The organism is Tumidithrix helvetica PCC 7403 (genome assembly GCF_965232925.1).
In the GTDB taxonomy this organism is placed as follows: Bacteria; Cyanobacteriota; Cyanobacteriia; order Pseudanabaenales; family Pseudanabaenaceae; genus Tumidithrix; species Tumidithrix helvetica.
The window spans coordinates 55,854-77,846 of the sequence record NZ_CBDDRA010000012.1; the positions used below are offsets into that span (position 1 = coordinate 55,854).

The 21,993-nt window shown below is 45.2% G+C and carries 19 protein-coding genes; 17 read left to right on the forward strand and 2 right to left on the reverse strand.

Going from position 1 to position 21,993, the window contains the following annotated elements; all coding sequences use genetic code 11:
- Positions 1-10 precede the first annotated feature (10 nt).
- The 6 genes from ACP2WE_RS12615 to ACP2WE_RS12640 all read left to right on the forward strand — a co-directional run bounded on the left by ACP2WE_RS12615 (position 11) and on the right by ACP2WE_RS12640 (position 5,270).
- The gene (locus ACP2WE_RS12615) at positions 11-1,306 is read left to right on the forward strand and encodes a TRAFAC clade GTPase domain-containing protein (protein ID WP_425215906.1); all 1,296 of its coding nucleotides are present in this window, start codon (positions 11-13) and stop codon (positions 1,304-1,306) included.
- On the forward strand, positions 1,303-2,220 hold the full coding sequence (locus ACP2WE_RS12620; RefSeq protein WP_425215907.1) for a hypothetical protein: 918 nt from the start codon (positions 1,303-1,305) through the stop codon (positions 2,218-2,220). The genes ACP2WE_RS12615 and ACP2WE_RS12620 overlap by 4 nt, the downstream gene beginning before the upstream one ends.
- A complete protein-coding gene (locus ACP2WE_RS12625) occupies positions 2,208-2,750 on the forward strand; it encodes a hypothetical protein (RefSeq protein ID WP_425215908.1) in 543 nt (180 codons plus the stop codon). Before ACP2WE_RS12620 ends, ACP2WE_RS12625 begins: the two co-directional genes overlap by 13 nt.
- Before the next feature lie 134 nt (positions 2,751-2,884).
- A complete protein-coding gene (locus ACP2WE_RS12630) occupies positions 2,885-3,331 on the forward strand; it encodes a Tse2 family ADP-ribosyltransferase toxin (RefSeq protein ID WP_425215909.1) in 447 nt (148 codons plus the stop codon).
- A 24-nt stretch (positions 3,332-3,355) separates the two neighbouring features.
- Complete coding sequence (locus ACP2WE_RS12635; RefSeq protein WP_425215910.1) at positions 3,356-3,883, forward strand: hypothetical protein; 528 nt, start codon at positions 3,356-3,358, stop codon at positions 3,881-3,883.
- Positions 3,884-4,058: 175 nt separating this feature from the next.
- Positions 4,059-5,270 (forward strand): GNAT family N-acetyltransferase, encoded by a 1,212-nt coding sequence (locus ACP2WE_RS12640; RefSeq protein ID WP_425215911.1) that lies wholly within the window; start codon positions 4,059-4,061, stop codon positions 5,268-5,270.
- Between the two features lie 62 nt (positions 5,271-5,332).
- On the opposite strand, the gene patD is transcribed toward ACP2WE_RS12640, so the two are convergent.
- Positions 5,333-5,731, reverse strand: coding sequence for a heterocyst frequency control protein PatD (patD, locus tag ACP2WE_RS12645; RefSeq protein ID WP_425215912.1), 399 nt, complete (start codon positions 5,729-5,731; stop codon positions 5,333-5,335).
- 48 nt (positions 5,732-5,779) lie between these two features.
- Between patD and ACP2WE_RS12650 the strand changes: the two genes are divergently transcribed.
- A complete protein-coding gene (locus ACP2WE_RS12650) occupies positions 5,780-7,039 on the forward strand; it encodes a chromate transporter (RefSeq protein ID WP_425215913.1) in 1,260 nt (419 codons plus the stop codon).
- Between the two features lie 31 nt (positions 7,040-7,070).
- Here the strand turns inward: ACP2WE_RS12650 and ACP2WE_RS12655 are convergent, their stop codons facing one another.
- Positions 7,071-7,913: a phytanoyl-CoA dioxygenase family protein gene (locus ACP2WE_RS12655; RefSeq protein WP_425215914.1), complete on the reverse strand. Its 843-nt coding sequence runs from the start codon at positions 7,911-7,913 to the stop codon at positions 7,071-7,073.
- Between the two features lie 111 nt (positions 7,914-8,024).
- On the opposite strand from ACP2WE_RS12655, the gene arsS reads away from it, so the two are divergent.
- The 10 genes from arsS (at position 8,025) to ACP2WE_RS12705 (ending at position 21,992) form a co-directional block, all read left to right on the forward strand.
- Positions 8,025-9,101, forward strand: a complete 1,077-nt coding sequence (gene arsS / locus ACP2WE_RS12660; protein ID WP_425215915.1) for an arsenosugar biosynthesis radical SAM (seleno)protein ArsS — start codon at positions 8,025-8,027, stop codon at positions 9,099-9,101.
- A 192-nt stretch (positions 9,102-9,293) separates the two neighbouring features.
- On the forward strand, positions 9,294-9,557 hold the full coding sequence (locus ACP2WE_RS12665) for a hypothetical protein (RefSeq protein ID WP_425215916.1): 264 nt from the start codon (positions 9,294-9,296) through the stop codon (positions 9,555-9,557).
- A gap of 67 nt (positions 9,558-9,624) precedes the next feature.
- Entirely contained in the window at positions 9,625-11,469 is a 1,845-nt protein-coding gene (locus tag ACP2WE_RS12670; protein WP_425215917.1) for a C39 family peptidase, read from the forward strand.
- A gap of 59 nt (positions 11,470-11,528) precedes the next feature.
- Complete coding sequence (locus tag ACP2WE_RS12675) at positions 11,529-12,866, forward strand: D-alanyl-D-alanine carboxypeptidase (protein ID WP_425215918.1); 1,338 nt, start codon at positions 11,529-11,531, stop codon at positions 12,864-12,866.
- Between the two features lie 507 nt (positions 12,867-13,373).
- Positions 13,374-14,624, forward strand: coding sequence for a response regulator (locus ACP2WE_RS12680; RefSeq protein WP_425215919.1), 1,251 nt, complete (start codon positions 13,374-13,376; stop codon positions 14,622-14,624).
- Positions 14,625-14,684: 60 nt separating this feature from the next.
- On the forward strand, positions 14,685-15,044 hold the full coding sequence (locus ACP2WE_RS12685) for a response regulator (RefSeq protein WP_425215920.1): 360 nt from the start codon (positions 14,685-14,687) through the stop codon (positions 15,042-15,044).
- Between the two features lie 50 nt (positions 15,045-15,094).
- The gene (locus ACP2WE_RS12690) at positions 15,095-15,457 is read left to right on the forward strand and encodes a response regulator transcription factor (RefSeq protein ID WP_425215921.1); all 363 of its coding nucleotides are present in this window, start codon (positions 15,095-15,097) and stop codon (positions 15,455-15,457) included.
- Positions 15,458-15,952, forward strand: coding sequence for a chemotaxis protein CheW (locus ACP2WE_RS12695; RefSeq protein ID WP_425215922.1), 495 nt, complete (start codon positions 15,458-15,460; stop codon positions 15,950-15,952).
- 72 nt (positions 15,953-16,024) lie between these two features.
- The gene (locus tag ACP2WE_RS12700; RefSeq protein ID WP_425215923.1) at positions 16,025-18,841 is read left to right on the forward strand and encodes a methyl-accepting chemotaxis protein; all 2,817 of its coding nucleotides are present in this window, start codon (positions 16,025-16,027) and stop codon (positions 18,839-18,841) included.
- Positions 18,842-19,106: 265 nt separating this feature from the next.
- Positions 19,107-21,992, forward strand: coding sequence for a hybrid sensor histidine kinase/response regulator (locus ACP2WE_RS12705; RefSeq protein ID WP_425215924.1), 2,886 nt, complete (start codon positions 19,107-19,109; stop codon positions 21,990-21,992).
- Position 21,993: the final 1 nt, after the last annotated feature.

Genomic DNA, 21,993 nt, shown 5'->3' on the forward strand with positions numbered 1-21,993 from the left:
GAGGGTATGCATGATGGATATTTCTGATGAGTTAAACATTATCATGGTTGCTCCGAGAGGCGTTGGGAAGACTAGTATTTTAGCGGCAATGCATGAAGAGTTTGACAAGACATTTTCTTCGGCAGGGCTAGAGACATGGACAACGGACAGCAGAACTTTAGATGCCGTAGAACATTGTAAAGAAACACTTAGATTTATCGATCCTCGCCTAAAGGACAAAAAAGTAATTCCTACATCTCCACAAGAAGATCCTTGGAATGATGAAGGCTTCCTGTTTGAGGTGGGAAATGGGAACAAGAAATTTATGCAAATTAGGTTTACCGATCCATCAGGTGAGTATTTTAAACCTACAGCATCTACATCGCAAAAAGATTATGTTAAAAGCCAACTAAAAAAATGTGATGCGATTGTCATTCCTATTGATTCATCTGCTTTGATGGAAGGAAAAACAGGAAGAGTTAAAAATTCGGAAATTGGTTTTTGTCACGTAGAAAAGAACGATCCTGCTCGGATTACTAAGCTGTTCAAGGATGCTTATACTGAAGTGCAAACCCCTAGACTGGTAATTCTCGCTCCTGTGAAGTGCGAAACCTATATGAGAACGACTCAAGATGCCCAAAGCCTTCTAGATCATGTGAGAGTGGGTTACCAAGAGTTACTAGATTTTTTGAAGTGTGAAGGTTTGTACAATAGGGTCGCTGTGGTAGTTTCTCCAGTTCAAACAATTGGTAATGCTATTTTTGCCTATCATGAACCAGATCCTGAGAATTCGGGATTAACTAACTTTGCGTTCCACAAAATGCCAATAAATGCTCCATATGACCCTAAAGATGGCGATCAGCCCTTACGTTATATTCTGCGATTTTTGTTTAATCTTCGTAGTAAAGCCAAGAAAGAATATCTAGCTAATCTTCAAAAGAAAGTTACTGATCTCGAATCAAAGCTGGATAGTCAAGGCAACAAACTTAGTTCGGCTCAAAAGGAATACGAAGAAGCAAAGCGATTGCTAAGAGACCGTAACGAAGTATGGCTACCATTCCGCTGGGCTCTCAATTGGTTTGACGATCGCGAAACACCATTTCAAGAGACTCAGGCAGAAGTTCAAGCTGTTGAATCAATTTTGCAAGATACAAAGAGAAGTACTTCAAAAGCTAAGAACGAAGTACAAGCTACCGAAGAAGAAATTAAAGCTTTTAATGATGCTATATATAAATTTGCAATGAAATGTAAGGAAGATCAAGGCTTTGCTATCCTGCAAGGCAAAAATAACTGGTTGCCAATACTCACCCAAGGTTCGTTATTATGAGTATGAGTGGAATTCAAATATATGTTAAAACCTCGGCACTCGGTGGAGATGGCATTCATTGGCGAAATGCCTCAAAGCCCGATCAGCCTAGAGAAATTCCACCAATCATTAATCCCGATGTAAAAGAAAGTTGTATAGTTCCAAATCCAAGAAATCCAACTGGATATACTACTGTTGAGTTTTTTGTATCGACTGAACAAAAGCCTTCTATACTTCTAGTTAGCCATGCAGGAAAGTTGTTTCTGGAAGTTACTGGTATTGAAGCAACACAAGAAAGATCAAATAAATTAGGAAGAGAGATTTTTGATGTGATTGCATGGTTAGCTGATGACAACGAAGAAAATGACCAAGTTTTTAGAAATATTACGGCTAAAGCTTTACTTGGTTTTTGGAGTGATGATAAAAAATTCTTTGATGCTATTAGAAATTCAGTAAAATTTCAAGGCAAAGATGCGTTCGTTACAGATATATCCTTCTTTGCAAATTTGGCAATAATGGAACCTTTACCAAATGGTAACCTTTCTGAAGTGCAGACTCTAGATAATTTATGGATTCAATCATTTAAAATAAATTCAGAGCAAGAAGTGCTAACTCTAGTTAATCAGATTTCATTAAAGCCTTTACCTAAAGATGTTTCCCCATTCGTATTTGTAATTAAACAAGAAAAAGAATGCATTCAATTTTCTAGGGTGAATCTTTCAAAGAAAGCTGATCTTCAGGATACAAATCAACCAAAGATAGTCGAACCTTTGATTACTGGATTAACTGAAGTTAAAACTGATGATTCAAACAAGATAGAAGCGCCAGCAAAAAAAAAGCCTCAGCAGATCTCCAAGCTGGCAATATTCCTAATAGTAATACTAGTGGTGCTGATTTTCGGATTAGCGGTAGCGGTGATCTTGTGGTTCATGTAGGCAAAAATCCCTTACGCGACTCATCTACAACAAACATCGATCATGGATTCTCCAAAGCCAAAGAATCATTAAAGCAAACTCAAAAAAGTGCATCTTTACCCAACATCGATAGGGACACAGCATTTCGACCTATTTCTCAGAAAGGATTGGATGAAATTCTTAAATTAGCTAAATTTCTAGAGCGATTAGAGTTTAATGACTGGAAAAAGAGTAGTACAACCTTATTGAATGAGGTAGAAAGCATTATTAAGAGCTATAAAAACTTACTTACTCTTTGCAAAGATGGAAAAGATAGTCAAAGTTTTAAAAAATACAAAGATGAAAAATCATGGCTTGACTTGCCTAAGTATTTCAATAAAGTACATAACCAGTTAGATAAATTGCCTATTTCCAATGGTAGGGAAAAAGAATTATGTATAATTTGTATTTTTCTTCAGAAAAAGCTACATCCTAATGACCTGCTAAAGCTTGAAAAGATATTAGATGACTATCTTCATGAGCTTGAGAGAGTTCGTGGACGATCAATTTGAAGTCTAGCAATTGAAACATTAGCCTTGTAGTTATTTGGCGTTAGTAGTATTTATGATGCGATCGCGGATCTTGTATAATTCCAAAGAATTGTATCGAGCTATACAATACAAGTAAGCCAGTAAAACAATGAAATATGGCAAAACTCTACTATCGTGGCATGGCAGAGCAGAACAGAAAACCCAGAATAGGTCGAAGTGCCAGATTGTTAGGCGTTAGACCTAACATCGATATAAACATCGAGCAAATGTCGATAGGCTGTCTAGATAAACAAGGCTATTTGCTGCCAGAGTCACAGCGTAAGTTGTACGGCGATCTTGTAGCTGTTGCCATTAGAAATACCAAGGGAATGTCTGTTTCCTTATCCATCGAAGGTTTACCTGCATTTCGCAAACCCACAAAATTTGGCGGCAATGGCAAAGATCCTTTATGGCAAATTGATGACAGCATGATCGCTGGAGATTTACAAGCAGTCCAAGATAGCCCAACCCACGTTAGCATCATGCCAAGAGTTACAATGGCTCTAGAAAAGTACGAGGCAGCATTGGCAAACACCCAAAAATATTGGGAAAGGGTTGATTAGTACAAGCAATAGGAGGCTATGAAAATGGCATGGATATTTAGTTTATCGGCAGAGTGCGGTTCTGATAAGAGCAACGCACATAAATTCGCTGAACATTTTGAGGGAATATCATGGTTGCTGTCAAATGGTCGCCATTGCCAATGTCGCACGGATATATTCCAAGACATAGAAGAAAACTGGTGGTGTCGAGTTTCGCCTAATAATCTTAGTGAAGTGGGGATAGACAGCCCTGAAAGTGCCTATTTAATGACAGAATTAGGCATCTTACTCTATCAGTCTTTAAAATTTGCTCCGACCTTCCGTTATGCACTAGTTGGTGTTGAAGTCGATGAATTCAGGACTTACAGCGAGCTTATCGAAGAATCATCCAATCTATCTATCCCAGGACTGGTTTTAGCAAAACAAATCGAACGAGAACTAGGAATATTGCCTGTATTACGTCCCTTTAGCCCTAGTTATGTTTGGCAGCCCTACGCAGGAGAAGTCTACAATCCACTCATGACATCCCCAAATCTGAAAAACAAGCTTAATGAACTGCTGGCTGTAAGTTGACCTCACAAGCGAAGACTGCATAACATAGTCCCTGAGGAGGATGACAGTCATTAGAGTTTTCTCGGTAAATACTGATTCTCAAAAAATATCTGCTGAATGTAGGTTATACACCTGAAGCCACGATCGCAGGCTAAGATTAAGGAGTGTTAAGCAAGCAACCTATTCACCTTTGACTATGCTCAAAAGTTCGCAACCCTATACCACCACTTGGATTGACAGCGTTCACAAAGTAAAGCCTGAGACTTGGAATGCCTTAGCAAAACCTTTAAAAACGCCTTTTTTTGAGTGGGAATGGTTGGCAAGCCTAGAGACATCAGGCTGTTCGACGCCTAAAGAAGGCTGGTTACCCAACCATCTATTAGTTTGGCAAGGCAATCAACTTATGGCGATCGCCCCACTTTATCTCAAGGGTCATAGTTATGGGGAGTTTGTCTTTGACCACCAATGGGCTGATTTGTCATATCGCTTGGGAATTAACTACTATCCTAAACTCTTGGGCATGGCTCCCTTTACCCCCGCTGCTGGGTATCGATTTCTGTTTGCCCCTGAAGTATTGCATCCAGATAAAATTATCGATTTGATTCTGACGGAGATCGATCGCTTCTGCGATCGCGCCCAAATCTCTGGTTGTCATTTTCTGTTTGTCGATCCTGACTGGCGGGCTGAGCTAGAGAAGCGCGGCTTTACGGCATGGATGCACCACAGCTATATTTGGGAAAATCAGAACTTCTCAAGTTTCGATGATTATTTAAAGAACTTTAATGCCAATCAAAGGCGGAACATCAAGCGAGAACGCAAAGCCGTCGAAAATGCAGGCTTAAAAATGCGCGTTTATACGGGCGAAGAAATTCCCCATTTTTTTTATGGCTTTATGTATGAACTCTACAGCGATACCTGTGACAAGTTTTGGGGTGGGAGCAAGTACCTCAATCGCAAGTTTTTTGAATCTTTGCAGCATTGTTTTCGCGATCGCTTAGTCTTTGTCGCTGGCGTGGCAGCAGATGCGATCGCAGGTGAAACAGATAGCCACCACAAACCAATTGGGATGTCTTTTTGTATCCGCAAGGGGGAGCAACTCTACGGTCGCTATTGGGGCAGCGTACAGGAGGTAGACTCTTTACATTTCGATGCCTGCTACTATACGCCAATCGAATGGGCGATCGCCCAAGGTATCCGCAGCTTCGATCCTGGGGCAGGTGGGCAGCATAAAAAGCGGCGCGGATTTCCTGCAATTCCCAACTATAGTTTGCATCGCTTTTATCCTAACCGTCTCAAACAAATCTTGGTTTCTCATATCCATGAGGTGAATTCCTACGAAGTTCGCCAAATTCAAGCAATTAATAACGAACTCCCCTTTGACTTTGAACCACCTATGTTAAATGCCTAGTGCCAAGATCCGATCGGATTTTGTAATTGCTTCCGTTCCTTGTCTTCTTCTTGCTTCTATTTTTAGAGACACCCTAAAGAAAGTAGTGCTTCACAATAGCCGATCAGCATGGATAGCCTCGCGATCGCTTGTTGTTGCCGTTGTTGCCATGTGGTAGGATTGCGGGCTACTTGCAGCATCGTAAAATCAACGCCGAGCAACTTCAGTTGTTTGTTAAGTTCTACATAGTAAGATAAAATCTTTTCTTCTATTTCGCTAGATCTGCTAGAGATCGGGAAGTCGAGAATCTGAGCTTGAAAATAGGATTGAATTTCGCCATGCGATCGCCCTAGACTTTTGACCGAACTGGCATCGCGCTCGGAAACTTGACCGAGTTTAGCCTTAAGCTCCTCAAGTTTTTCTTTTAAAAAGATATATTGATTGTTACCCACCGATCTTTCCTCTGGTTCAGTATAGGTCATAGAATAGTTGGCAATTACCCTTCAGAACGAATCTATCCCCGATCGGAGATGACTCAAAACCCAGAAGAGAAGAGCGAAGAGCAAAATGTAACAACCTCTGTGCTCCATTATACAGAGTTGAGTTCGGCACAGAAAAAACAACGACTCATAGAACTCGCATGGGTTTTCACGAAGCTAGGTACTACTGCCTTTGGCGGCCCTGCCGCTCATATTGCCATGCTCGATGACGAAGTGGTAAAGCAGCGAAAATGGATGGGTCAAGCGAAGTTCCTAGATTTACTCGGTGTTACGAATTTAATCCCAGGCCCAAACTCTACTGAATTGGCGATTCACATCGGATTAGAACGAGGGGGATGGTTGGGGCTCGCGATCGCAGGAGTATGTTTTATTTTGCCAGCAATGCTGATCGTATGGGGCTTGGCAGCAGTGTACGTGCAATATCAAGCTCTCCCGCAGGCAGGGTGGCTACTCTATGGGATTAAGCCTGTGATTGTGGCGATCGTGGTACAAGCCCTATGGAAGTTAGGCAAAAACGCTGTCAAGAACCGAGCCACTCTACTTACGGGGCTAACTGTCATGATTCTGTTTGGTCTAGGAGTCAATGAGCTGCTCTTATTGTTCTTGGCAGGACTTGCTGTGATGCTTGTGGGGAATTGGAAGTTTCCGAAAGATCGACTGCGTAAAGATCGAGACCCTTCTGCTTTTTCACTTCTGCCTATGGTTCATGTTCCTGTTCTCAATGCGCTTCCATTTGCAAATCTATTCGCTACTTCTCTCGCTACACCTACATGGGCAAGTGTTTTTTTACTGTTTCTCAAAATCGGATCTGTTTTATACGGCAGTGGCTATGTGCTGTTGGCTTTTTTGCAAAAAGATCTTGTAGAACGCCTACACTGGTTGACATCACAGCAATTACTCGATGCTGTGGCGATCGGGCAGTTTACCCCAGGTCCAGTTTTCACAACGGCTACATTCATCGGTTACTTGTTGGCAGGGAATGCAGGCGCGATCGCCGCGACAATTGGCATCTTTTTACCAGCTTTTGTGCTGGTGGCGATCGTCAGTCCTTGGGTGACAAAGTTACGGCGATCGCCCTATACGGCTGGCTTTTTAGACGGCTTGAATGTGGCTTCGTTGGCACTGATGGCGATCGTCACATGGGATTTAGGGCGAGCTGCTTTAGTGGACGGTTTGACAATCGCCGTTGCTCTCCTTAGTTGCTTGGCTGTATTTCGGTTTAAAGTAAACTCAACATGGCTGGTCTTAGCAGGAGGCTTCATCGGTTTCATAGCTCATACGAATCGATGAAAAGAAACGCAAATTTCATAAATTCTTTAGATTATCCATAAGCACCGTTGGGCAAAAATCCTAAGAGTTGTTTCAATCTGCGATCGGCAGTCTCGTAGCAGTGACTTGGCATCTGATAGTTCATAAAAGGTTCATACTTATGACCAACCAATCTCTTGGCATAGGTAACTTGGGTAATATAACGGGTTACTGAGGAATCATTTCTAGAACCTCTGTGCCATACTTGGTTGTTAAAGCAAACCGCAGAACCCGCTGCACCTAAGCAGTTATGAATGCGGTCTTCATAGCCAGAGATATCACCATTGCAGAACTTACCAAATAGGTGCGAGCCAGGAATTGTCTGAGTTGGCCCATTCTCTGGTGATAGCACATCTGTCAAATAATAGTTGACTGTAAAAGCCAAAACATTGAGGCGAATGTTGGTCAAAGGATTGCCATCGAGGGAGAGGACTTGCGGCGTGTCATCCTGATGCCATGCGTTCTTCGCTAATCCGTCAGATTCTGGAGGCAGCTTAAAGGAGTTATTGTGAATTACATGAATGGCGTTGGAATTGGGAATACCCTCATCCATCGAGTATTCTGTGCCATTTGCTCCGCCAATCAAATGTTCCGCAAACGTAACCATCGGTTCTAAAGCGAAGAGGTCTAGATTATGCTTAGAGTGCTCAAACATGCGCTTTACGATCTTTCGCGATCGCCGATAAGATTCACCTTCAGACTTTCTGAGGGCTTCGTCTAAATCATTTCTCAGCAACTCACATTGTGTGGGTGTTAAAACATTGGGAATCACAAGAAACCCATTGGTATGAAAAGACGCTATCCACTCACTTAATTGCTCTTGAGTGGCTTGCTGATTGGCTAGGTATTCAGGCATTTTTTTACCTCGATATTTCAAGTCAATAAATCTGCGATCCTTAGCTAAAATATCTACACTAACCATTTTCCTGCGATCGCGCTCAAAACACACTGCTACTGAAAAATAAACATGTCTAGTCCCACTGCAACGGTTTCACTGAAGCAACGCCATGCTTTGCTATCGAGTACGAAGCAGCAAATCAATTTGTTAGAGTCAGTTGATTTGTCCCATTTGCCAGAGCAAGGGAATTTTGAGGCAACGTTAAACCATCATCGTTGGGAAAAACTCACACCAAGCAAATTGGAAATCTTTCAAATCAATGTTGGTAAGCTCTGCAATATGACTTGCCGCCATTGTCATGTCGATGCAGGCCCCGATCGTAAAGAAATTATGGATCTTGCCACGATCGATGCTTGCCTTCAGGCTCTCGACCAGACCGAAGCGCACACCGTTGATATTACTGGGGGGGCTCCAGAACTCAATCCTCACTTTCGCTATTTGGTCGAGCAAGCTGTAGTGCGGGGCAAACATGTGATCGATCGCTGCAATCTCACCGTACTGCTTTTGCCAAATATGAAGGATTTACCTGAATGGTTTGCCGAACGCGGTGTTGAAATTGCCTGTTCCCTCCCCCACTTCCGCCAACCCAACACCGATAGTCAGCGGGGTGATGGCACGTTTGAACAGTCGATCGCAGCCCTGCGAAAGCTGAATGCTGCGGGTTATGGTAAAGGCGATCCGAAGCGCAAACTCACCCTAGTGAGTAATCCAGTTGGTGCTTCTCTATCCTGCAATCAAGCCGCTCTCTTAGAGAAAATGTGGAAGGAAGGCTTAATGGAGAACCATAACATTACCTTAGATCGCTTAATTGCGATTAACAATATGCCAATCTCGCGCCATCTAGAATGGCTAGAACAGTCTGGCAACCTACAGGCTTATATGGAACTTTTGGTTAATTCCTTTAACCCTGCCACCATATCAGGGCTTATGTGCCGCAACACCCTTTCTGTTGCTTGGGATGGGCGCTTATTTGACTGCGATTTTAACCAGATGCTAGAGCTTGAAATTCAACACCCCGATCGCAAATCTCTTCACATTCGGGATTTTAGTGCCGAGCTACTGGCGCAACGCCAAATCAAAACAGGTCGTCATTGCTTTGGATGCACCGCTGGTAAAGGTAGTTCCTGTGGTGGGGCGATCGCTTAAAACATTCACAATGAGACCTGAACCAGATCTCATCGAGTTCACATCCACTAAACATTGCTATTTTCTGTCGTGTGGATGGTGGACTAAAAGAGCGAAGACAAAGGTTCGTTCGCACATATTTTCCTCAATGAGCAGTAGCATAGATAGCAATCGAGATCGCAAAGATGAATCCTTATCTAGGAGATTATTCCCATGGTCTATGTTTTTCTACTCGTGCTTTTATTTGTGCTGGTATTGAGTGGGTACTTGCTCAATCGACGTCCTCGTAAAGTTACGAAAGTGTCAATTCCAGATGAGTTTGATACGGGTCGAGGGCGAAGGTTACTTACCCTGCTAAAAGGGAATGTGCCATCCGCAAAACGAACGATCGATGAGGTTAGAAGTAAATATCCTGGGAAAGACCGTGAATGGTGTATCGGTCAAGCGATCGCCGATATAGAACGCGATCGAAATTAACCGCTATAATTCAGTTCAATCTATGCCATCATGATTGGCAGCAAACCATGAAGCCATTGCAGTCGCTATGACGAACTCAACTTCTAAAACTCCGACACTGGATGCTCAAGCGAACAAGATAGTCACCATTGACCAATCTCTGACCGAAGTCTATGTCAATACACCGTTTACGATTGGTGGCAAAGTCGATCTAACCAAAATTGCCAAGCTGAGGGTTTTACTCACAGATAATTCGGTGCTATCCGTCGAAATTGATTATACCAAAGGGATATGGCGGGCTAAATCGCTCAATGGCTTTTCGACATTCGGTAGCACCAATCTCCGCATCATCGGGCTAGATGCCAGCGATCGCGTGCTCAGCAGTCAAGTTTTGAGCATTCAGGTCAAGCCCCCTGCGATCGTATTGGTGGTCAAGCAAGACACGCTTTTTAAAGCCTCCCCTGCGGACTCTAGCACCCTACCGATCGATGCCAAAGTACTGGTAAAGGCAGGACAGACAATCGCACTTTCCCGTTATGGTTTGGTGGATGGACATATTAAAGTCACTCTTCCTACAGCCATTCCGCCTGTTGGGAATTTTGGCTATTTCTATGCACCCCATGTCGATATCCGATCGCCGATTACCTTAACGACCAAGCAAGACACCGTATTTAAAGCCTCTACCGCCGCATCGGGAAGTTTGGGATTTAGTCAAAAAAGTGAAGTCAAAGCAGGTTCCAGTTTCCTATTAGATGGAAACTATACCCTTGAGAATAACCATGTCAAGGTGACGCTGACTACCCCAATCCCTCCGTTAGGGAAAGTGGGCTATTTCTTTGCCCCCCATGTCGATATTAGTAAGCTCAACAACTCAATTCCTTTAAGCAAGCCAGAAGTTGTCACGGATATCACGGCTAAAGGAATGATTCTGACGATTAAAACGGCTACGTTTTTTAAAGCCAGCCCAGAGAATGCCTCCGATCTCAAAGACGATCGCAAGATTATGCTCCAAACGGGGGCAACCTATCCCATTCTTGGTTATGCTGCCATTAACGGACATTTTCGGGTGAAACTAGCCAACCCGATCGCACCCGTAGGAACCGTAGGCTTTTTATATTGGCAGCATGTCAGCCTGAGCAAAGACGGCAAGGTGATGGCATTTGACCCTGACATGAAAACCATGACCGTCAAGCAAAATACGTTTTTTAAAGCAAGGGCGATCGACTCAAGCCAACTCGGCACGAATGAAAAAGCCAATTTAACGGTGGCGCAAATCTACGGTTTAGACCGTTACAGCTTGGCGGGTACGCATTTTCAAGTCACGCTCAATGAAAAGATTGCCCCAGTGGGCACGCAGGGATTTGTGTTTGCCCCCCATGTCACGCTCATGCAGGGAAACAAGCCCATTGAAATTACACCCGAGCGCAAAGTTTTATCTGTGCCCTATTTCTCTCAACGGGATAATCCTCGCGATCCCTATGTGACCTGCAATGTCACTTCGATCGCCATGGTGCTTTACTACCACGGCATTCGATCGCGATCGGGTGGACAACTAGAGGACGAACTCTATCAATGGATCGTCGATCGCTATGGGGCAAATGCCCGTACCGACAATAGCGTCCTTGCCCAGTTATACAAGGCCTATGGCTTTGGTGGTGGGTTTAGCACGAGCCGCAGTTGGGCGCAAATCACAGCCGAAATTAGTGCCAATCGTCCTGTAGTGATCGGTGGCTATTTCACCCATGGCGGTCACATTATCTGTACGATCGGCTACGATACCAAAGGATATATTGTTAACGATCCTTACGGAGACGCGCTCTCTGGCTATACCCAAACTGAGGGGGCTTCCCTGAATTATTCCTTTGCCTATATGCAGGATATGTGTGGGGCAGATGGCGATGTATGGGCGCATTTTATCGTTCCCAAAAGCTAAAAGTCCAAGTTATGATACTTCTCGATCAATAAAGAACCTCACCTAAAAACACCGATCGTATGTGGAATTTAGTTGGAATCGTTTTGCTCTCTATCTCAGTGCAATTGTTGGATGGTAGACCGATCTCGACAGTACCGCGATCGCTGATTGGACTGACCGAAGCGCCTGTGCTTGCCTCTAAAGTCACGCCGCAAACTGACCCCGTTGCTGAGCGAGCAGTACAAACCCTAATTTCGACGCTCAAGCAATCTGGTTACGCAGAATCACAGCAAGGTGTTTGGTTGCAGACCCATGATGGCGAATTGCTGACCAGTCGTCTTGGCACGCAGCCTTTACCCGTTGCCTCACTCACCAAAACTGCCACCACCTTAGCGGCTTTGCAAACTTGGGGCTCGAATTATCGGTTTGTCACAACAGTTAGTACGACAGGTCAAATTGTTGGAAATACGCTACAAGGAGATTTGATCGTTCAAGGTAGCGGCGATCCATTCTTTGTTTGGGAAGAAGCGATCGCCCTAGGCAATGCCCTCAATCAAATGGGAATTCGCCGCATCCAAGGAAATTTGGTGGTGACGGGCAAGTTCTATATGAACTTCGAGCAAAATCCACAAACCTCGGCAGCCCTGTTCAAGCAAGCGATGGATGCAGGAACTTGGTCAGATGAGGTGGCTGCCCAATACCGCACCATGCCCGGTGGTACGGCAAAGCCCCAAGTCGTCATTTCTGGGGAGATTCGGGTGTTGCCTAGCTTGAGTCCAAATTTGACGAACCTTCAGCCCCTAATTCGCCATAGTTCCTTACCCCTGTGGCAAATTCTGAAGCGTATGAATACCTTCAGCAATAATGAGATGGCGGAAATGCTTGCCTCTGAGTTGGGAGGTAGTAGAGCCGTGATGCAAGCCGTAATAGACAGTACGGGGATTTCACCGCAAGAGATCTACTTGATTAATGGGTCGGGTCTGGGGCAGCAAAACCAAATCTCACCCCATGCGACCGTAGCAATTTTGATCGCCGTGCAAAAAAAAGCCCAACTGGAAGGGTTAACCCTAGCAGATTTATTGCCCATCAGCGATTGTCACTGCGGCACAATTGACAGTAGAAATCTACCAGCAGGCTCTCTAGTCAAGACAGGTACGCTCTCGGATGTCAGTACGCTTGCAGGGGTGATTCAAACTCGCGATCGCGGCCCCATCTGGTTTGCCATTATCAATCGAGGCGAAGGAGAAATTGACTTTTTCCATCGCTTGCAAGATCGAGTTTTGCAGACTCTGACGCTCAAATGGGGACAGCCGAAGCCTGTTCTATCAGCTCTTTTTTCGCCTACAACATGGCAAGATCGCGATCGCAATGAGATTTTGTTTATGCTCTCACCCACTGGGTTACAGAAAAATAAATAACATTTCTAGCATTAATGCCCAGTATGGAAATCCCTACTACTTTCCCAGCGATCGAGGATCGCTGTAACCACAGTTTGGGCTTTGTGCTTCATTCGACGAGCAGGTTAAACACCTGTGCAATAGAATTTTTAAACTGGTATAAATAAGAAAATCTAATTATTTAAAAATTTCTTTTGAATAAATTTATTATGCTTTAATTAGTTAAAAATTTATTGTGCTTAGGAATCTAAACAGAATCGTAGGGGCAATTCATGAATTGCCCCTACCCACAAATCTAATTGGATTGCTATGTACCCTATATAAAGTCAGGTAAATCTGAAGTTTTTCAAAAACTCTAGATCTTAAGGTTTTGTAAGTCTGAAACATTTAAAGCGTAATTCTGATAGGTCTAAAAGCCTTAAGGTTCATTGTGCCAACGCTATAAATTATTTGCCCTAGGAGATCCAAATTTATTGTTGGAAGCCAATTTTTTTAGAGGACTAAGTCTCTGATTTAGAAAAATTTGGAATGATACTTACTGATGTAAAGGAAGATATGCATCAATCTTCTAAGAAATACTTACAACAAGCAGCCCTTGCGGATGAAAGTTGTATCTCATTTACGCGCGATCGCTTGAAGTGGTCATTTTATTTTGCTCAGGGTAAATTGCTGTATGCCACAAATTATCTGGAGAATTTTGAAAGACTAGAAAGGCAACTGCGGCGACTGAGTCGAGAAGTTCCGACGTTAAATGAAAAACTGCGATCGCAACTGCGCTTGATGTTTGATGAAACGGAGAATGCTGAGGTTCCAGTCGAATACGTGGCTCTGAACTGGTTAGTTAGCGAGCAGCAACTATCTAAATCCTTTGCAATTCAAGCTCTAGTAAGGATGATGCAGGAATCTCTAGAGATATTCCTATCTCTTCCAGAAGGTGATTTTTCGATCGAACGCGACAGGCGATCGCTACCAGGTATTAGCTCTTCCTTTGACTTGAATAACGTACTCGATTTAGTGAGCAAGCGTTTGCAATCTTGGCAAGAGATGGGGCCAACCCTGTTTTCACCCTATCAATGCCCCTATCTAGTTAGCCAAACCATCGCAGAAAAGCGAATGCCCGCCGATACCGTCCAAAGGTTGGGGCGAATGCTCAAAGGATTTAATCTGCGGCAATTAGGAGCCATGCTAGGCAGAGACGATCTAGCCGTTGCTAAGCAGTTGTTGCCATTGGTTCGCGATGGCGCAGTTTTGCTCCGAGACCCTGTCTCACCTTTCGATCTGCTGCCGCGCTTCTATCATTTAGCTCCAGAAAAGAAAGCAGAAACTTTTGTGGAGGAGGTAGTAGAAGCCAATAACATAAATCAAGATCGAGATTTTGACAGCATGACCCAATCCTTAATTAAGGAAAAGGCGAAAACTTGGAAGATTGCCTGTGTGGATGATAGCCAAGCAATGTTAAATGAGATCGAACGTTTGCTCGATGGCGAAGAATATGAGGTCTCCTTGATTAATGACTCTCTCAAAGCATTGATGAAATTAGCTTCTATTCGTCCAGACTTGATCTTGCTCGATGTTGGCATGCCCAATGTTGATGGCTATCAACTTTGTACGCTGATTCGCAAAACGCATATCTTTAAGGAAACACCTGTGGTGATGGTAACTGGGCATAAAGGCTTGCTCGATCGCGCTAGAGCAAGGATGGCAGGGGCGACGGACTATCTTACCAAACCTTTTACCCGCGCCGATCTGCTCAACATGGTCATGCGACATTTAATATAGAAAACTAATTTAGGCAACTCGTTAAAAATTCACAAGCCAGAAATTAAGGATCGAATCATTATGACAACCGTTCTCGTAGTTGAAGATACGCCTTCTCAGCAAGAGCTAATTGTGAGCTATCTGATCGAAGCTGGGTTCACAGTGATCGCTGCAAATAATGGTCAGGAGGCTCTCAAAAAAATTGCAGGTAAAAATCTAGATGTAGTGCTAACCGATCTGGTAATGCCCGATATGAGCGGACTGGAACTCTGTCGGAATCTCAAGAAAAATCCTGCCACAAAGGATGTGCCCGTTGTTGCCTGTACATCTAAAAATCAAGAGCTAGATCGATTGTGGGGGATGAAACAGGGGATTAACGTTTATATCACTAAGCCCTTTACGCGAGAAGATATCCTACGGGCAGTTCGTTCTGTTATATAGATTTTTGGGTAAATCGAGCAAATATCGCTAATTAGCAAGAAGGTAAAAAGATGATAACAGTGATGGTGGTTGATGATATACCTTCAGCACGGGAATTAGTCAGTTCTTATCTACGCGAAGCTGGTTATGAGGTGATCAGTGCCGTGGATGGTCAAGAAGGCTTGCAAAAATTTGAGCAGTTGAAGCCCCAAGTTGTGGTTACCGATTTAGTGATGCCTGGCATGAGCGGACTGGAATTGTGCCGAGCCATTAAAAAGAGCGAACAAAAAGTGCCCGTGATTGCCTGTACTTCAAAAAACACAGATCTAGACCGAATGTGGGGATTGAAGCAGGGTATTAATATCTATCTCACCAAACCTTTTAAGCGAGAGGAATTATTGAAAGCCGTGCGATCGCTAACGGGAGAAGAGTAGATGGCAAACCAAGTAATCGAATTAACTGAAAAACGGATTTTAGAGGTAGAGGGACTGCCCTATTTAGCCTTGCAATTGGAGCCAAAGTTTGCAGTGGCGATCGCCTTGGCTCAGGTGCAGGAAACATTTATCGCCCCCAGAGATCGCCTGACTTTACTCCCTAATATGCCCGCCCATGTCTTGGGTTTAATTGCCCATCGCAGTATGGTGTTTTGGGTAATCGATCTACCTCATTTGTTTGGTTTGGGGCTATTGGAACCGAGTTCGCGTGAGTATCAGATTGCAGTCTTGAGATCGGCGGATGGAGAGCCGTTAGGAATTGCTGTGGAGGCAGTAAAAGATGTGATCCGACTGACCTTAGAAGAGATTTCCTCACCCGATGGAATTGCCGATCCTAGTTTGATACCCTATTTGGAGGGTTGCGTAAGTAGATTCCAAGGAAATCTATGGGTACTTAATGCAGAAAAGATTATGTCTCTATCTACACAATTTTAGAACTTGCAAAAATCTGATTTATTCGCTTAATTCATTACTTGCTTAATTCATTAACTTAAAGGGAGAGAAGCTATGTCATCTACGAAACAGAGAGAATCTAATCCTCAAACTTCAAACCTGAATGGAGCCAGTAACCATACGGCAAATCTATCAGATCCGAGCCCTACCCCAGTCCCTCGTGATTTTAGAGCAAACAAAAGAAATGTGATTAGCCGTAAGTCTCTTGGTTCTCGTCTGTTTGTTTGGGTTCTTAGTGGCGCTCTGGTTGGAATTGGCGGCATATCGATACTTTTTTATCAGAGAATTGAGAAAGCCGCCGTAAATGATGTGAAAACATCCCTTGATATCCAAGCCTTTGAGGTGGAAATCCAACTTAACCAAGTCAAAGAGTTTACTGAAAGTTTAGCCGCCTCCAGCCGTTTTACCTACAGAAATGGTGAGAGAAGACTAGAGGCTTACAAGGCTTTAGTGTTTGAGTTTTTCAATAAGCGTCCTGCCCTAGCGATGGCGGCTGGTATTGGTCAGACTCCCTATGGTATTTTGCCAAAGCAGGAATGGTTTTGGCCGTACTACTATGTCGATCAGGGGAAAAAAGAACAACAAGGGACTCGACTTCCTGCACCCTTTGATAAAGTCTTTTATTCAGAGCTTTTCAAGGATGATAATTACCCCACCCAAAACTATTACAAACAGCCCGTTGCCGCAAACAAATCACTCTGGACGGAAACCTATCCATGGTATGGCGTAACCATGACAACCTACCTCTCACCTGTAAGGAACGACGAAGGTAAACTGATTGCAGTGGTTGGTACAGATGTGAACGTCACTACGATCGCAGAGGGTCTTACCAACGATAAGGTTTACCAAGACAGAGGTTACTTTGCCTTAATTAGCGAGGAAGGCAAGATGTTGGCATACCCACCCGATCTCCAAAAAGCGATCGAGCGGGTCGATTTCAAGCAGATCCCCGAATTTGCCGCGATCGAATCACAACTAAAACAAGGGAAAGAAGGTTCCATTCGATCTGGAGGCAATCTGATCTATTACAAGCGGTTGCCCAGTACAAACTGGCTCTTTCTGGCGATCATTCCAGAGTCGGTCATTTACACACCCGTGCTGATCACAACCTTAAGCAGTGCCCTTGGTGTGACGCTTTTGTTAGCAATTATTGTGTTACTCTTTGTCCGAAATCTCAACAAGCGGCTGCAACCAATTTTGGATGAATGTAACAAAATGGCTGCCACGGACGATATCGCGAATGACTTGACAAAAAACAGCGATGAAATCGATCGCCTGTCCAGTTCTTTCTTTAATCTAGTCGGGCAACAAACCAATCAGTTAGAACAGCAAACGAGAGAAGCAAGACAGCTAGGGATTTTGGCAACGATTTCTAGAATGCGGGATATTATGGGGCTGGTAGAGCCTTTTGAGCAGCTTTTGGCAGAAATTAGGGCAGAGCTAAATTGCGATCGATTGGTCGTTTATCAGTTCAAGCCCGATTGGTCGGGTGAAATCAATGCCGAATCGTCGATTCCAGGTTTACCCAGTGCCAAAGCAGAAGAATTTAACGACCCTTGCATCGGTCAAGTATTAATCGAGGCCTATCAAAAAGGACGGATTGTCGCGAACAATGATGTCCATAATGCGGGCTTCCATCCCGATCATTTGGCGTTGATGCAGCGATTGCGAATTAAGTCCAATCTTGTCGTTCCAATTTTTCGTGCGGGTGAGCTAACTGCGTTATTAATTGCCCATCACTGTAACAACCTACATCAATGGCAAGAGGCAGAAATCGAACTTCTCAAGCAAAAGGCATTCAGTATTGGGCAAGCCCTAGGCGGCTTGGGTCTTTTGGAGCAAAAGGCTGTAACCGAGTTAGAAAAACAACGCAGTCAAAAGATTCAGTCTGACCTTTTCAGCCTACTCAACGAAGTTGAAGGCGCTGCCAGTGGAGATCTAACGGTTCGCGCTCAGATCAGCGATGATGAAATTGGGATTGTTGCTGACTTTTTTAACGCAATTATCGAAAACCTGCGGGATGTTGTAACGCAGGTAAAACAGACGACAGCTAAAGTGAATACCTCGATCGGTTCCAATGATGTGGCGATTCGGGGTCTGGCTGAAAGCGCAATGCTCCAAGCCCAACAACTCGATGATGCGCTGCAATCCGTAGAAAAGATGACCGTATCGATTCAAGACGTGGCACGCAATGCCAAACAGGCATCCGATGCTTCAAGTACGGCAGCAAATACGGCAGAATCAGGTAGTCAGGCGATCGAGAGATCGGCAGAAAGTATCTTGCAACTGCGGCAAACCGTGGCAGAAACAGCGAAAAAGGTGAAACGACTGGGTGAAGCTTCACAACAGATTTCCAAAGTGGTCGTGCTAATCGATCAGATTGCGCTCAAGACCAACATGCTCGCCGTGAATGCCAGTATTGAGGCAGCCAGAGCAGGTGAAGAGGGTAGAGGCTTTGCCGTAGTTGCCGAAGAAGTGGGTGCCTTGGCGACACAGTCAGCCACAGCTACGAAGGAAATCGAACGGATTGTTGCCACAATTCAACAAGAAACCAGTGAGGTGGTAGAAGCAATGGAAGCCAGCACCGAGCAGGTAGTGGCCGGTACGCAACAGGTAGAATCAGCGCGAAAGAGTCTCGGACAGATTGTGGAAGTATCGCGGCAGGTCAACGAGCTATTCCAAAGTATCTCAGGGGCAACCGTGTCTCAGGTGCAGACATCAGAGGCTGTGAAAGTATTAATGCAAAATCTCGCCACGATGTCGCATCAATCATCCCAAACTTCGCGGGATGTGTCTGACGCGCTACAAGACACGGTGAGCGTTGCCAACCAATTGCAAGCATCCGTCGAAACATTTAAGGTTGAAGCCTAGGCTTCGACTCAGTTCGACATCGCTCGCTGACCTTCGCTTAGCCTACGGTGTATCATCTAAATCTCTACTTTTACCCCCCTTAATCCCCCCTTGCAAAAGGGGGGGAACTTAAATCCTCCCCCTACCCTGTGGGAAGTCGCATCGCGGAAGGGGGAGCTAGTGGGGGTAAAAACTTCTCAAACACGCTCTTAGTAGGCATAGAAACAGGAATGTTCTCATGCAAAGGGAATGGATAGCAAAATCGCTTAGATTAGGATAACCAACTATGGTAGATGCGCAAGAGTGGAAAATTCGATTGCAATTTCTTGACGAAGCCCGCGACTATCTAAATGAGATCGAAGCGGAGGTGCTCGGGATGAGCGATCGCGGCTTGCAACGACAGTCAATCGATAAGGTGCTACGCGCAGCGCACTCGGTCAAAGGGGGCGCTGCGATGATGGGGTTTGAGTCGCTCAGCGAGATTGCCCATCGCCTAGAGGACTCATTTAAAGTTCTGCGCGTCGGTAAAACTGAGTTAATTACTGGCGAAGTGGAGGGACTTTTTCTCAAAGCGCTCGACACGATGGGGCAGGTGGCAGTCAAACATAAACAACAGAGCGAGATCGAACCGATCTGGTTAGAGGAAAATGCTTTGCCAACCTTTGCGCGACTGCAAGAACTGCTTGGTGAACTGTCCGCTCAAGATGAAACTGCTGCACTTTCTGCCGAAGTAGGACAGGATATGCGGCTCCTGATGTTTGAGACAGAGGTAGATGCCTGTCTGCAACGCTTGGAAGGCGTGATTGCCGATCCCGATACGAAGGTACTGCGGGAAGAGTTTGCGATCGCCAGCCAAGAACTTGGCTGTTTGGGCGAGATTCTAGACCTACCTCCTTTTGTCTCGCTCTGTAATGAAATTACCGAGACGCTTGAAGCCAATACCCACGATCTGCGTGAAGTGGCAGTGGCGGCTTTAGATATTTGGCGGCGATCGCAAGCCTTGGTATTGGTTAGCCAATTTGCCCTCCTGCCATCTCAGTTTTTCATATCCCCTCTGAGCGATCGAACGCTAATAGAAGTTGAGAAGTCAGAAGCTAAACAGGCTGAAGTTGAGAAGTTAGAGGTTAAGCAGTCAGAGAATTTAGCGATACCCAATCAAGCCAAGGAAATTGAGGTTCAGTCACCACAACTTGCACCACAGCTACCCACTGAACCCACCACAATAGGCGATGACTCCGATGAAGCCACTGTGCGAATTCCCGTGAGATATCTCAAAAACCTCACCAATCAAATTGGCGGACTTAACGCCGAGCGCAGCAGTATGCGTTTGCAACTGCAAAGAATGCGCGATCTAGTGCAGTTATTAGGCTTGCGTGTCAATGGCTTGGAGCAGTCTAATACCCAACTACGGGAGACCTACGATCGCGTTGCCACCTCCTATGAGCCACTGGTTGCAGTTTCTGAGCGCGATCGGCGCAGGCGTTTCAGGAACAGTGAAAGTGAAGATTCTTCGAGCTTTGCCACCCGATTTGACGTACTTGAGATGGATCGCTATAGCGAAATGCATCTACTCTCTCGCGAAATCATGGACAGCATCGTGCAACTCCAAGAAGTTTTTGGTGACATCGACACGGCTCTCGGCGATACCGAAGGCACAGAACGCGAACTGGGACGCGCCGCCGTTCAACTGCAAAAAGCGATCGCTCAGGTACGCATGCGTCTGTTGGATGACGTTCTCAATCGATTTCCTCGCATGTTACGAGAATTATCCTTGGCACACGGCAAGCAAGTAGAACTGTTCGTGCGCGGGAGTTCCACCCTCGTCGAGCGCTCGATCTTGGAAGTCCTCGAAGCCCCATTACTACACCTAGTCCGCAATGCCTTCGACCACGGCATTGAAGACCCCGACACCCGTATTAAACGCGGCAAGCCCCCCAAAGGCAAAATCGAAATCGCGGCAGGCTACCGTGGCAATCAGATCGTAATTACGATCGGCGATGATGGTGGCGGCATCGATCTCACCAAAGTCCGAGCGAAAGCCTTGGAAATGGGATTGAGCCAAACAGAAATCGATCGCGCCAGTGACTCCGACCTATTCGATTTAATTTTTGAGCCTGGATTTAGTACCGCCGATCGCGTCACAACACTCTCAGGGCGTGGCGTGGGCATGGATATCGTGCGTTCCAATCTGCGATCGATGGGTGGCAATGTGATTGTGGAGTCCGTACTAGGGAAAGGTACCATATTTGTCCTGACTATCCCGATGTCGCTGTCGATCGCCCGCGTACTCTTGGTTGAGAGCAGCGGCTTAATGATGGCAATTCCCACCAGTGCGATCGAGGAAATGCTACTACTCCGATCGCTAGAAATTACTACCAATCCTCAGACTATTACTGGCAAAACGCAAGAAGTATTTGATTGGGAAGGCTACTCTGTACCGCTTTTAAGACTGCGCGATCGCTTAAATTTTGCCCGCCCCCAACAGCAGATCGACAGCATAATCGCGCCCATTATTGACGAGCCCCTCGTCCTAGTCACAGCCCCTAATAACATCCCCTTTGCCTTCCAAGTCGATCGCTACTGGGGCGAACAAGAGGTCACAACCCGTACGGTACAGGGACACCTCCCTTTACCCGATGGCTTTTCTGGATGTGCTGTTTTGGGTGGTGGACGGATCGTACCATTGCTCGATCTAGATAAACTACTGGAATGGTCGTTCTCTACAGACGCCCTGCCAAGGCAGACTCAATCGCTGTCTTTTGGCAAGCGCGATCGCCGCACCACCGTGATGGTCGTTGACGACTCGATTAATGTTCGTCGCTTCCTTGCCATGACCCTCGAAAAAGCAGGATTTCGGGTCGAACAAGCCAAGGATGGTCAAGAGGCGATCGAAAAGCTACAGGCTGGAACCAATGTCCGCGCTGTAGTTTGCGATATTGAGATGCCGAGGTTAGATGGATTTGGTTTCTTAGCCCAGTCCCGCGCTCACCATGCCAGTAAAGATATCCCCGTAATCATGTTGACCTCTCGTAGTGGCGCTAAGCACCGCGATCTGGCGATGCGGTTGGGTGCATCTGGCTATTTTTCTAAGCCCTTTAAAGAACAAGATCTGCTTCGCACATTGTCTCAACTCACGATTTCGGTTTCATCTAGTTCATCTTCTCAAAGCTAAT